Origin of the sequence: Dyella sp. (genome assembly GCF_036384435.1) — a bacterium.
GTDB lineage: Bacteria > Pseudomonadota > Gammaproteobacteria > Xanthomonadales > Rhodanobacteraceae > GSA-30.
The window spans coordinates 34,789-48,212 of record NZ_DASVMI010000094.1 but is presented as its reverse complement, the minus strand read 5'-3'; the positions used below and the strand labels follow the sequence as shown (position 1 = coordinate 48,212).

Annotated in this window: 9 protein-coding genes; 4 read left to right on the top strand and 5 right to left on the bottom strand. The window is 62.9% G+C overall.

The features are described from left to right. Positions 1–10 precede the first annotated feature (10 nt). Together VF436_RS09335 and VF436_RS09330 are read right to left on the bottom strand one after the other, a co-directional pair. Entirely contained in the window at positions 11–1,528 is a 1,518-nt protein-coding gene (locus VF436_RS09335) for a fumarate hydratase (RefSeq protein ID WP_330903740.1), read from the bottom strand. A 288-nt stretch (positions 1,529–1,816) separates the two neighbouring features. Then, positions 1,817–2,449, bottom strand: a complete 633-nt coding sequence (locus VF436_RS09330; RefSeq protein WP_330903739.1) for an outer membrane protein — start codon at positions 2,447–2,449, stop codon at positions 1,817–1,819. 323 nt (positions 2,450–2,772) lie between these two features. On the opposite strand from VF436_RS09330, the gene VF436_RS09325 reads away from it, so the two are divergent. Genes VF436_RS09325 through VF436_RS09315 form a run of 3 tightly spaced genes read left to right on the top strand, consistent with a single transcriptional unit; the run spans position 2,773 to position 7,037 of the window. Beyond that, a complete protein-coding gene (locus VF436_RS09325) occupies positions 2,773–4,104 on the top strand; it encodes an APC family permease (RefSeq protein ID WP_330903738.1) in 1,332 nt (443 codons plus the stop codon). Between the two features lie 51 nt (positions 4,105–4,155). Next, positions 4,156–4,749: a (2Fe-2S)-binding protein gene (locus VF436_RS09320; protein ID WP_330903737.1), complete on the top strand. Its 594-nt coding sequence runs from the start codon at positions 4,156–4,158 to the stop codon at positions 4,747–4,749. Further along, positions 4,746–7,037, top strand: a complete 2,292-nt coding sequence (locus VF436_RS09315; protein ID WP_330903736.1) for a xanthine dehydrogenase family protein molybdopterin-binding subunit — start codon at positions 4,746–4,748, stop codon at positions 7,035–7,037. Before VF436_RS09320 ends, VF436_RS09315 begins: the two co-directional genes overlap by 4 nt. Before the next feature lie 163 nt (positions 7,038–7,200). On the opposite strand, the gene VF436_RS09310 is transcribed toward VF436_RS09315, so the two are convergent. Together VF436_RS09310 and VF436_RS09305 are read right to left on the bottom strand one after the other, a co-directional pair. Then, complete coding sequence (locus VF436_RS09310; RefSeq protein ID WP_330903735.1) at positions 7,201–9,117, bottom strand: hypothetical protein; 1,917 nt, start codon at positions 9,115–9,117, stop codon at positions 7,201–7,203. 78 nt (positions 9,118–9,195) lie between these two features. Beyond that, the gene (locus VF436_RS09305; protein WP_330903734.1) at positions 9,196–10,269 is read right to left on the bottom strand and encodes a hypothetical protein; all 1,074 of its coding nucleotides are present in this window, start codon (positions 10,267–10,269) and stop codon (positions 9,196–9,198) included. Between the two features lie 261 nt (positions 10,270–10,530). Between VF436_RS09305 and fusA the strand changes: the two genes are divergently transcribed. After that, positions 10,531–12,573 (top strand): elongation factor G, encoded by a 2,043-nt coding sequence (gene fusA / locus VF436_RS09300; protein WP_330903733.1) that lies wholly within the window; start codon positions 10,531–10,533, stop codon positions 12,571–12,573. 151 nt (positions 12,574–12,724) lie between these two features. On the opposite strand, the gene VF436_RS09295 is transcribed toward fusA, so the two are convergent. After that, the gene (locus VF436_RS09295; RefSeq protein ID WP_330903732.1) at positions 12,725–13,273 is read right to left on the bottom strand and encodes a type 1 glutamine amidotransferase domain-containing protein; all 549 of its coding nucleotides are present in this window, start codon (positions 13,271–13,273) and stop codon (positions 12,725–12,727) included. Positions 13,274–13,424 lie beyond the last annotated feature (151 nt).

Below are 13,424 nucleotides of genomic sequence, written 5' to 3'. Positions count from 1 at the left end.
TCCTGTGTTGTCAGGCCACCACTACCGGAATCTTGCCGATCCGAGCCTGCCATTCGCGCGGACCAGTCTGGTGCACCGAGGTGCCCAGCGAATCGACGGCTACGGTGACAGGCATGTCCTTGACCTCGAATTCGTAGATCGCTTCCATGCCCAGGTCGGCGAAACCGACCACGCGCGAGGCCTTGATCGCCTTGGAAACCAGATAGGCCGCGCCGCCGACCGCCATCAGATACACCGATTGGTGCTTCTTGATTGCCTCAATCGCCGCCGGACCGCGTTCGGCTTTGCCGACCATGCCCAGCAGGCCGGTCTGGGCCAGCACCTGCTCGGTGAATTTGTCCATGCGCGTAGCCGTGGTGGGACCGGCCGGCCCCACCACTTCGTCGCGTACCGGATCGACCGGACCGACGTAGTAGATGAAGCGATTGGTGAAATCGACGGGCAGTGTCTCGCCCTTGTTGAGCATGTCCACCATGCGCTTGTGCGCGGCGTCGCGACCGGTAAGCAGCTTGCCGTTGAGCAGCAGCACCTCACCGGGTTTCCAACTGGCCACGTCTTCACGCGTAACGGTATCCAGATCCACCCGACGCCCCTTGCTGGCGTCATAGGTGAGCTTGGGCCAGTCTTCCAGCAAGGGCGCATCGAGCGCCACGGGACCTGAGCCATCCAACGTGAAATGCGCGTGGCGCGTCGCAGCGCAATTGGGAATCATCGCCACCGGCAGGTTGGCAGCGTGGGTCGGGTAATCCTTGACCTTGATGTCGAGCACCGTGGTCAGGCCGCCCAGGCCTTGCGCACCAATGCCCAGTGCATTGACCTTTTCATACAGTTCCAGTCGTAATTCCTCGGCACGGTTGCTCGGGCCTCGCGCAATCAGGTCCTGGATGTCGATCGGCTCCATCAACGATTCCTTGGCAAGCAGCATCGCCTTCTCGGCGGTGCCGCCGATACCGATGCCCAACATGCCGGGCGGGCACCAGCCGGCCCCCATGGTGGGCACGGTCTTGAGCACCCAGTCGACGATCGAATCGGACGGGTTGAGCATGACGAACTTGGATTTGGCCTCCGAACCACCGCCCTTGGCCGCGACGATCACGTCGACAGTAGCACCGGGCACGATGGAAACATTGATGACGGCCGGTGTGTTGTCCTTCGTATTGGTGCGCTTGCCGGCCGGATCGGCCAGCACGCTGGCGCGCAACTTGTTGTCCGGATCATTGTAGGCGCGGCGCACGCCTTCGTTGACCATGTCGTCAACCGACATCGTCGCATCGTCCCAGCGCACCTGCATGCCAATCTTGAGGAATACGGTGACGATGCCGGTGTCCTGGCACAGCGGGCGATGTCCTTCGGCGGCCATGCGCGAATTGATCAGGATCTGCGCCATCGCGTCCTTGGCCGCGGGGCTTTCCTCGCGCTCATAGGCGGCGGCGAGATGGGTGATGTAGTCGACGGGATGGTAGTAGCTGATGTATTGCAGGGCGTCGGCGACGCTCTGGATCAGGTCTTCTTGCTTGATGGAAGTCATTGGCGGCAGCTTTCGACGGGGAATTCAACAGCGCGTCGTGACAGGCGCGCAACCGGCCTATTGTGCCGCATCGGGGCGGGGGACCCCAAAACCTGGCCGGGAAACCGCAACATGGCGTATCGCGGACCGCATGGTCGGCCTATGGATGGAACGCGAGTCCCTGCGCTGATGGCGAGCATGCAATATCGAGCGTAGGCCCCGGGCAGCCGACACGACGGGGCTTGATCCAGGCAAAAAAACGGCCGCAGAGAGCGGCCGTTTCATCCGATCGGTACCAGGCGAGGTCGCTCAGTAGCGGAATTCCCCGCCAATCGTGGTCATGTTGACGGTAGTGGCAGCCACCCCACCCTGGCCCGGCAGGTGGAAGCGGTCGTAATTCAGGCCAACGCTGAAATGCTGGTTGATATTGTAACCGGCGCCCAGGCCCATGTACTCACCCGTGGCCATGTTGCTGGCCAGCGTGCCTGCCGAACGACCAACCGCATCGTAGTTACGCTCCTGCGCCACGGCCCGGCCGCGGTACCAGCCGGCACGGCCAGAGACATACCACTGATCAGTGATGTTCCAGTTCAGGTTGCCACCAAGCATGTAGCCACGGCTCTTCTGCTTGAGGTTGTTGGAGAAGTCGGCACCGGAATAATTCACGGTGCGCTCGCCCAGGTAGGCATAACCCAGTTCAACGCCGTAGTCGACGACGCTGCGCCAGCGATAGCCAACGCGCAACTGGCCAGCCGGGCCAGTGTTGTCCTGCTTGACGCGCTCCACGCCCGGGATGGCGTACAGCGAACGGGCTGCGCTGCCGTCACGCCAATTGGCTTGGCCGATGTTGCCATTGACGAAGAAATTGCCCTCGTCAGCCGAAGCCGTGGCCGAAGCCGCGCCTAGCACCGCCAGAACGGCGGCAGAAAGAAACTTATTCATGGGGAACTCCTTGAAGTTGTTTTTCGTCCTGCGAGCTCTGAGGGAGGGGGAAACGGCTCGCGACCTGCGTATTGTAAAATTTTCGTCAGGTCAAAACCAAGCGAAAAAATGTCGCAACCCACTGATTATTAAAAATAAAACTTCTTCTATTGCATATTGTCATTTAATCTGTTTGGCGCAAGCACGCCGCGCTCTGCGACGGCATGCAACCGGGCAGGCATCCAACATCGCGGGACGACCTGCACCGCAAAGCCTGCATGAAGGTCTTGCCGCGCGCTTGACCAGCCGCCATGCTCGGCGACGCATTCATCAAGCGGACCTCCATGAGCGACCCTTCGACATCCGACGGCTATATCCGTCGCCTGAGCCTTTGGGACGCCGCCCTGATCGTCGTGGGCGGCATGATCGGCGGCGGCATTTTCGTCAATGCCTATATCGCCGCGGCCCGCACCAGCTCCGGGCTTGCCCTGCTGCTGATGTGGACAGGTGCCGGGGTGCTCACCCTGCTGGGTGTGCTCTGTTATGCCGAGCTCGGCGCACGTCGCCCGCGCGCCGGGGGCAGCTATGTCTACCTGCGCGATGCCTTTGGTCCGATGGCCGGATTCCTGTTCGGATGGACCATGCTGCTGGTGATCTATTCCGGCTCCACCGCTACGGTCGCCATGGGCTTTGCTGCCTATACGGCCAAGGTCTTCGACCTGCCTCCCAGCATCGTCAATCCCCTGGCTATAGGTGGCCTGGTCGTCGTCTCAGGCATTAACCTGTTCGGGCTACGCCTGGGCGCGCAGATCCAGAATCTCTTTACGCTGCTCAAGTTGCTGGCCATTGCGATGCTGGTGGTTTGCGGACTGGTGTATGCCGGCGTGGGTAGCAGCCAGGCGCTGATGCCCGACCCCGCTCGCGCCGATGTCGGCTTCATGGGCGCCGCCCTGCCTGTCCTGTTCGCCTACAGCGGCTTCACCTACCTCAACAATCTCGCCGGAGAAGTGCGCAATCCTCAGCGAACCCTGCCACGCGCGCTGGTGCTGGGCATGGTGCTGGTGATCGTGGTGTACGCATTGGTGAACATCGCCTATCTCGCGGTACTGGGCCACGCCGGCCTCGCTCAGACCCAGACCCCCGCCGCCGACGTGATGCAGCACGTGGCCGGACCGATCGGTGCCAAGCTGATTGCCATTGGCATCGCCATCTCCACCCTGGGCTTTTGCAATATCACGCTGGTAGCCGGCTCCCGCGTGCTGCAAGCGATGGGCGAGGATGGATTGTTCTTCCGCAGCGTGGCTCGCCTGCATCCTAGGCACCGCACACCCAACGTAGCGCTGATCCTGCTCACTACATGGACGTGCCTGCTGGTGCTGACAGGCACGTATGAGCGTCTGCTCGAATACGCGACCTTCGGCGACTGGCTGGCCTGCGCGTTCGGCGTAGGCACGCTGTTCTGGTACCGCCGCCACGATGGCGGCCATGCACCGCTGGATTTCCGCGTGCCAGGTTATCCGTGGCCGCCGATCTTGTTCATCGCCACAGTCGGCCTGGTGATCGTGCAGAGCCTGCGCGCCAGTCCATTCAATACCGGCATAGGGGTGCTCATCATGCTGGCCGGCGTGCCCGTGTATATCGTGTGGCGCCGCCTGTTCAGCCGCACGGAGCCCTAAAATCTCGTTTCGATGCCAAAATGAACCGATTCGTCGAGGAGATTCACTGAGATGGCATTACAAGCCCAGGGGGCGCCACTGCCACCGAGCGACAGCGGCAGCATCAAGCCGGAAAAAGTCCGCGAGGGCATCGACCTGGAGATCAACGGTGAACGGTTTCGCCACACCGGTGATCCGAAAATGCCACTCCTGTGGTACCTGCGCGACGTGCTGCAACTGACCGGCACCAAATACGCCGGCGAACATGGCAGTGGTAACGGCGCGGACCTGGTACTGATCAACGGCAAGCTCACCTCGGCGATCGCGGTGACCATCGAGGAGCTTGCCAATGCGAAGGATGGCAAGGACAGCAAGGTCAGGTCGGCGCACGCGAAGATCGCGCAAGTGACCACGGTCGAGGGCCTGGTCGACGCGCACGGCAAGTTGCATCCGCTACAGCAGGCTTTCATTGATGAGGACGCCTTTGGCTGCGGTTACTGCACACCGGGCTGGCTCATGGCCGGCAAGGAACTGCTCGACCGCAAGCACAATCCGGGCGACGACGATATCGACCAACTGCCGAACCTGTGCCGATGCGGCTGCCAGACGCGCGTGCGCCGCGCCATCAAGCGCGCCGCCGGCAACCTGGGTGGAACCAAAGCATGAGCCATCAGCATGACCTGCCCGACGCCAGCGTGGCGCGTCGCCGTTTCCTCAAGGTACTGGCCGGCACAGCCGGCGCATTGATCGTGGGAATTCCGTGGACAGACGTGGCCGCGGCCGCCGACGGTCCGGCCGCGCCGTTTCCGTTGTCCATGCTTGGCGACAAGCTGTACGACCTGGGTGCATTCGTGCGCATCGATGCCGATGGCAAGGTGCTGATCGGCGCGCGCGATCCGGACACGGGTACCGGCGTGGCGACAGCCCTTCCGCGCATCATTGCCGACGAGCTCGATGCGGACTGGAAGAACGTCAGCGTGATCGGTCTTGGCCTGGGCGTCAGCAACGACAATGGCAATATCCGCTGGACCTATGGGCGCCAGGTGGGTGGCACCGGCGATTCGATTCCCGCCGCATGGAACGACCTGCGCCAGGCCGGCGCCCTCGCCCGTTGGCTGCTATTGCAAGCGGCCGCGCGCCAGTTGGGCGTTGCCGCCGAGCGGTTGCACACCGATGCCGGCCAGGTCGTTTCGCCGGACGGCCGCCGCCTGGACTACGGCAGCCTGGTTGAAGCAGCCGCGAAGATCGCTCCTCCCGCGCAGGCGGTTGCCGCCAAGACGCCAGATCAATATCGCCTGATCGGCCAGCCCGCCGGCGATGTCGATGCGCACGCGATGGTCACCGGCCAGTTGCCGTTTGCCGGCGACCAGAGCATCAGCGATACCCTGGTAGCACTGCTGGTGCGCTGCCCGTGGCCGGACGGTACGCTCGACAGCTTCGACGCCCAGGCAGCGAAGGCGATCAAGGGAGTTGTCGATGTCATCGCATTAAGGCCCGAACCGGGCCAGCAACCTGGCAACACGGTGATTGCTCCTGCGGTCGCCGTCGTAGCGCAGGATACATGGACCGCCTTGCAGGCACGCGCCAAGCTGAAAGTGCACTGGAAACCCGGCGCAAGCCAGGGTGAAAACAGTGGCGCCTTCGAGCAACAGGCAAACGATCTGATCAACAACAAGGACCAGGCCCCTACCACACGCGTGCGCAACGATGGCGACGTCGACGCAGCCAACCGCAAGGCCGCGCGCCGCCTGGAGGCAACTTATGCCCAGCCGTGGCTGGCGCATGCCACGGCCGAACCGATGAATTGCATGGTGCGTATCGACGCTGATCGCGCCATGCTGGTGATACCGACCCAGGCACCCCAGCGCGCCTCGGCCATCGTGCAGCGCCTGACGGGTCTGAAGCCGGAGCAGATCGAGATCAAGGTGCCGCGCGTCGGAGGCGGATATGGTCGCCGCCTTGATCACGACTACGTGGTCGAGACCGTGATGATTGCCAAGGCGGTCAAAAAGCCGGTGCGCCTGCTGTGGACGCGCGATGACGACCTCACGCATGACTACTACCGCTCGGCCAGCGTTATCCGTATCAACGCGGCGTTGAATGGCAAGCGCCAATTCCTGAGCTGGAGCCAGCGCACCGCGTCGGCTTCGGCCCTGACCGGACGTGGCGTACCCGATGCCAATCTGTGGACCTCGGAACTTGACCTCAATCAGGTGCCAGCGGGACTGGTGCCCAACTACCGCAGCGACTGGTTCAGTGTAGCCTCGTCGATGCCGCGCGGTCCGGCCCGCGGCATGCCGCACTTGAGCAACGCATTCGCCGTCGAGAGCTTCATCGACGAAACGGCGCACGTGCTTAAGGAAAACCCGTTGGACACGCGCCTGCGCCTGCTTGGTGAACCGCGTGAGATTCCCTTGCAAGGCGGTGGCAGCATGGACACCGGCCGCATGATCAATGTGCTCAAGCAGGTGGCCGACCGCATCGACTGGTCGCGCTGGCTGCGCACCGTCAACGGCCTGGGCATCGCCAGCTGGTACGTCAACGGCGCGTATGTAGCCCACGCCATCGAGGCATCCCTGCAAGGCGACAAGCTCAATATCGAGCGCGTCGTATGTGCCGTCGACGTGGGCAGGGTCATCAATCCGCGTGGCCTGGAAAACCAGGTAGCCGGTGCCACACTCGACGCCCTGTCCACCGCGCTGAATCTGGCCATCACCTACAAGGACGGCCAGGTGCAGCAGCACAACTTCAAGGACTATGCACTGGCGAGCATGGCGCAGTTGCCAGACAACATCGAGACCATCATCGTGCCGGCCGACGATCGCGCACCCACGGGCGCCAGCTTCCTGGCCATGCCCACCGCCGCCCCGGCCTTGGCCAATGCCGTTTTCCGCGTCAGCGCGGTACGCGTAAGGCGACTGCCATTGATGCGCGAATTGTTGAGGATGCTTTAGTTGAGTGAGGCCGCTCGCTGCGCGAGCTGTGAAGTCGCTCCTGCGGCGCTGTGAAGAATAAAAAGGAAAAAGCAAAGGCGTCCGAGCGGCGCCGCTCTTGCTCTTTAGCCTTCACAGGCGGCACAGCCGCCGGCCTCACAGCTCGCGTAGCGAGCGGCCTCACTCAATGAAACTGATCGCTCGCAGGTACCCATGAACTTCCCGAGGTAGCCGGCCTGGGGCGGGCGGGAGGAAGGGCATCGTTGAGGCAGCCGGGAGGAATCGGGCCACCGGTGACGCGGGCATTGGCGCACTCGACGCTATTGTCCAAGTGCACGGGTGCCGGCGGCATCGCAGCACTCGCTGCCGGGCGCGGCGGTACCAGGGGATTGGTTGGCGCCAGCCTCATCCTCTCGTAAACCTTCTCGTCCACTGGCTTGGGCGGCGGATCGCCTCCCCCGCAACCGAATAGCGCCATCGGGAATAAAGGCATGACCACACATTCCACGCGTACGCCGGGCGCGAGATGGAACGTATGGCGCACGGTGGTCTTTTCACGCGCACGCCGCAACGCAGTGTCGACCGAGCTCTCGCCTTCGGGTGTCCAGTCCTTGTCAAAGCGCGTCGGCGTGTAACCGATGTTGGGTGTACCGTGGGACATCACATTGGTGTCACCATGTGGCTTGAGCTGGATGTATTGCCCCAGTTTGCCGTCATCTTTGCCTTCCCCCTCACCCGCGCCACTACCACCCTGATCTGAGCCGTTGCCCCCCCGTCCCGTACCCGCGCCCTGACCGGGAGGAAGATCGAGATTGAGCCCTCGCTTACCGGAGTCGGCGTGCGCCTGGTCGCTCGCGCCGTCACGAGCACCGGGCGTGCCTGCATCGCTGCCATGCGGCGATGCATCCGGCGCGGTGCTCACATCGCGGCCGCGATCCGGAGCACTGGTGTCGGCGATCGATGGCGAGGGGGTCCTGGCGTGGTCTGGCGAGGTCTTGTCGTTTTGCGTAGAAGCCTGGTTCGATGCCGGGCGATCAGCCGATGCGTCCGACGGACTGAGCTGCGGACGCGCGATGACAGGCTTGTCGACAGCGGCAGTCCCTTTCAACGAGGGCGCCTGCATCGGCGGAGCCTGCGGACGCTCCAGGCTTGGTTTAGCCTGCGGTAGCAAAGGCACCGTGTCCAGTTGTGGCTCTTCCACATGGATCGACGGTGAGGCGATCTGAGGTCTCGTGCGGGCTACCGCAACGGGCTTGGTGTTGTTGTCCGATGGTTGCAGGTTGATCGAGGGCGACGGTTGCGCGGGTACAGGAATGGCCTGCATATCCGGTACCGGCGGTGCTGCTGGCGTCGCCGCGCGCGCTGCCTGTCCGACACTGGGTGGCACGGGTTGCACCACGGGCCGATCGGTGGCGAACATCGGCAGCGACACCTTTGGCGGTGACTGGGCAGGAATGTCCGGCGCTGCGAGCGAAGGCGGCGGCATGGCCTGATTGCCCTCGGCCTGCGGCTTGCGCACCGGCTCGGGCTGAAATTTCGGCGGTACCGGCTTGGGCATTGGCGGCTGGTCAAGCGCCACCTGCGGTGCGGGCGCATCAACCTTGACCGGCTGGATCTGTGGCGGTGGTGCTGTCTTGGGCAAGGTCACCGGAGGTATCGGTGCGGCAACCTTCTCAGGCTTGGCGGCAGCGGACTTGTCCAACGCAACGCTAGGCGTCTCAAGCGCCGGCACGGGAATCGATGGCGTTGACGCATTAGCACTGGCCGCAGCGCTGCGTGGCTGGTGGCTACGGATCTTTGCCGTGGCATTGCCTTTGTGCGGCGGCCCGATCTCCCGAGGCGGCGTGCCCTGCACGGGCGGCGGCGGCGGCGGTGGTGGTTCTTCGGCCTTCTTCGGCAACAGGCGCACTTGCAGCGGCGCGTGATCGGACTGATCGACCGGCTCATACGCCGGCCCCAGGATCACCCCGACGAGGAAAGCCAGATGCACGAACAACGCGCCGAACAGTGCCAGCAAACGCAGCCAGCGTTGCTTCGGACGCTCTTGCCGCCGTCGGCGATAGACAGACGCGCTCTCCGACGCCTCGCGTGGCGAAGGCATGGAAATACGGATCGGACTCGTGGTCTTGTCTGACGGCGGTGTCGGCATCCGACTAGTGTAGCTGCCGGAGCAACCAGATCACGGCTGTCCGGCATCGTGCGGCTCCTTCTTCTGCTGCCATTGGCGCATCTGGGCGTCCACTGCGCGCGCGGGGGTATCGACGGGACAGCCCTGGGGCAATGCCTTGCCCGCGCGATAAATCGCGATGCATTCGTTCACATCCGGTGGCTTGGGCGCATCGGGGATATCGGCGAGCGGCTGAGCCGGAGCCATGCTCAGGCGCATGTCGCCATCCTTGGCCGAAGGCGGTGGAGGCGGGTCCTGGCACCCACCCAGCAGAGTGCACTTGAGGTGAATGCCACCAGGCAGGCGCACGTTGTGCGGCTTGCTGATTTTCTGCACGAGCTTGCGCGCCCCCGACTGCACGATGTTTTCGCCGGGTGGCGGAAAATATTTGTCCAAGCTCGTCGGTGGTTGCTTGAGGGCATTGCGGTGCTCCATCACCGAACTGTCGCCTTCTGGTTTGCGTTGCACATAGTCCGGTGCGGGCGCAGTGCTTGCTGCTGCGGGAGCAAGCACTGGCTGTCCGGTCTTGTCGAACAGCTTCAGTCGCGGATGCGCCGGTATGGATGCGGCCGTGGCCGGTGCGGTTGACGGCTCGGCCTGTACCTGCGGTTTGGGCTTCGGCGATGGCATCAACACCTTCAGGGCCTGCCTGGAGGGCTTTTCGCGTGCAGGTGCGGGCCGCGGGGCCAGCACAGGAACCGGGGCCGCAGGCACGGTAACGGGTGCCGCCTCCATCGGTCGTGGCGCGGCGGCAATCAGGCGCACTTGCAGGGCGTTGTCGCGAACGGCCGGAACCGGCCGTTCGAACGATGCCCCGCTGCGCAGTTGCATTTCCTTCCAGGTCACCATGGCAAACAGCGCGTGCAACAGCACGACCCCCGTCAGCGCCCATCGCCGACCCGTGCCGGGCCCTGCGGTTTCGCGCCAGCGCATATGGCGCAACAACTCCCGGCTGGAAGCATCCAACGGCGCCAGCCCACGTGCATGCCCGTCCTCGACCCAGCGATGATGTTCGACCTGCGGCGACGGTTCGATGAGATGACCCTTGCAACCCTGAATGGAAAGACCTTGCCCGCCAGCATCCACCGGCAGGTCATGGGCTCGTATCCCTCACAGACCCGCAAGCGCCACCCAGGTTCCCTACGCCGCAATGCAGCTTGACCTGCGCCCTCGCCTGGCTCAAGGCTTCCCAGGCGGCCCTATGCCGCCTTCCCGCCATGACCGCCCCCGCGCTCGACCACGGAGGACGACCATGACGGCCCGTCATCGCTAGCCGCCATGCGGCGCGTGCGGAGCCGCTCATGCCGGCATGAACGCATGCGTCGCCCCGCCAGAGGAGGGGACGTCGTGTCGTACAACACGGAAAATATCCGCAATATTGCGCTTGCCGGCCATGCCAGCGCAGGCAAGACCACGTTGTTCGAAGCCTTGCTGCATGCCGCGGGAGTCATCCAGACCCAGGGGGCAGTCGAGCGAGGCAGCACGCAATCGGATACCGATATCCAGGAAAAAGCCCGCGGCCATTCGATCGATAGCTGCATCGCTGCCATCGACCACGAACAAACCCACATCAACCTGATCGATACGGCCGGTTACAACGACTTTCGTGGAGGTACGCTGGCCGCATTCGCCGCCGTGGAAACCGTTGCCGTTGTGGTCAACGCCGCCAGCGGCATCGAACACGGCACGCGGCGCATGATGGAGCACGCACGCCACCGCAAGCTGGCCCGCGTGCTGGTGATCAATCGCATCGACATGGATGGCGTGGATCTGCAAGCGTTGGTGCAACACCTGCGAGACGAATTCGGTCAGGAATGCCTGCCTGTCAATCTACCGGCACATGGAGGCAGCCAAGTCTTGGATTGCTTCTTCCATGCCAACGGCGCCACCGATTTTTCTTCACTAGCCCAAGCTCACCAGGAGATCCTCGACCAAGTCGTGGAAATCAATGAAGCGACCATGGGCACCTACCTGGAAGCCGGCGAGCAGGCCCTGACCCCACAGCAGTTGCACGATGCCTTCGAGCAATGCCTGCGCGAGGGACATCTGGTGCCGATCTGTTTCGTCTCGGCGCGGACGGGCGTGGGGGTGCCGCAGTTTCTGGACATTGCCGCGCGCCTGCTACCCAACCCACTGGAAGCCAATCCACCGCCCTTCATGGATGAACACGGCGAGCCGATCGAGATTGCCATCGATCCGACCCGGCATGTCGTGGCCGACGTGTTCAAGATCATCAACGATCCATTCGTCGGCAAGCTGGGCATCTTTCGCGTCTGGCAAGGAACGATACGCCGTGAAACGCAGTTATTCGTGGATAACGGCCGCAAGCCTTTCAAGGTCGGCCATTTGTTCCGCCTTCGCGGCAAGAACCATGACGAAATGGCGTACGCGATTCCCGGAGACATCGCTGCGATTGCCAAGATCGAGGAAATCCATTTCGACGCGATACTGCATGATTCACATGAAGAAGACAGCGTGCGACTCGCACCGATGACATTTCCGCAACCCATGTATGGGCTGGCCCTGGAACCGCGTCACAAGGGGCAAGAGCAAAAGCTTTCGCATGCGCTGCAACGTTTATCCGAAGAAGATCCTTGCCTGCGCATGGAACATCGCAAAGAGCTCAACGAAACGGTGATCCGTGGCTTGTCCGACCTGCATCTACGCGTGACATTGCAACGCATGAAGGATCGCTACAACGTTGAGGTGTCCACGCATCCGCCGCGCATCGCCTATCGCGAAACCATCGCTGCGATGGCTGAGGGCCATCATCGCCACAGGAAGCAGACCGGCGGCGCCGGACAGTTCGGCGAAGTCTTCCTGCGCGTCGAACCGCTCGGACGCGGCCATGGCTTTGAGTTCGTCGATGCCGTCAAAGGCGGAGTGATTCCCGGCCAGTTCCTGCCTGCCATCGAAAAGGGCGTGCGCCAAGCGATGGAACACGGCGTCATCGCTGGCTATCCCTTGCAGGATCTGCGCGTCACCGTTTATGACGGCAAACACCATCCCGTGGATTCGAAAGAAGTGGCCTTTATCAGCGCCGGCAGGAAGGCCTTCCTTGATGCGATCGTCAAGGCCCGGCCCGTGGTACTGGAGCCGATCGTTGATATGGAGGTCTCCATTCCTGAAGCACATATAGGTGACGTGACCGGAGGACTGGCAAACAAACGCGCACGCATCATGGGAACCGATACCGTGCATGGAGGCGAATTGGTAATCAAGGCACAAGCGCCATTGGCCGAACTGGTCGATTATCCGACCGAACTGAAGGCGATGACCGGTGGGAGAGGTCGCTACAGTCTGGATTTGAGCCATTACGAACCCGTGCCTGCGCCTGTACAGCAACAGCTCAGCGAAGCATGGAAGCCCACGCACCTGGGAGACGAGTGATCTGGAATTGCCACAGGTCCATGACTTGCACGCACCGCAGCGGTCTTGAAGGCTTTGCCGTAAGACCGCCGCGATGAGCGTTTGGCTTCCGGGCCTATCGCCCGTCTGCGGCTCGGTGGTGGTGTATCGCGCCAAAGGCCGCGGCGGTGAGTCAGGCCGCCAACAATTCGATCAATGCTTTTCCAAACGCGGGGATGTCATCGGGCTTGCGGCTAGTCACAAGATTGCCATCACGAATCACTTCCCTGTCTTCCCAGGTGGCACCGGCATTTTCCAGATCCTTGCGCAGCGAGGGCCACGAGGTGACTTTGTGGCCCTTGACCAGTCCTGCGTCGACGAGAGTCCACGGGCCATGGCAGATGGCCGCGATCGGCTTGCCGGCCTCACCGAATGCGCGTACCAAGGCGACAGCCTCGGACTTCATGCGCAGCTTGTCCGGATTCATCACGCCGCCCGGCAATAGCAGACCCTGGTAATCATCGGCATTCACCTGGTCGAGCGAATGATCGACCTTGACCGAACCGGCCCAATCACCGCCCTTCCAACCCTTGATCTGGCTGGCGTCATCGGGCGCGACCACAACCACGGTAGCGCCCGCTTCCTCTAGCATGCGCTTGGGCTCGGTCAACTCACTGTATTCGAAACCATCGGTGGCCAAGACGATGACCTTGCGACCAGCCAGGGGCTTGTTGACGGACATGTGCGAACTCCATTGACGAAAGACCAGTTGAAGTCTGGACCCGCGGTGATGGACACGATGTGTGCAGGGCGTCGGTTGCACGTGAGGTTCGTCGACGTGCGGTCGGTCATGCGTGGTCAGGTAGCCCACCTGCAGGCGAGCAAAGCGCGTA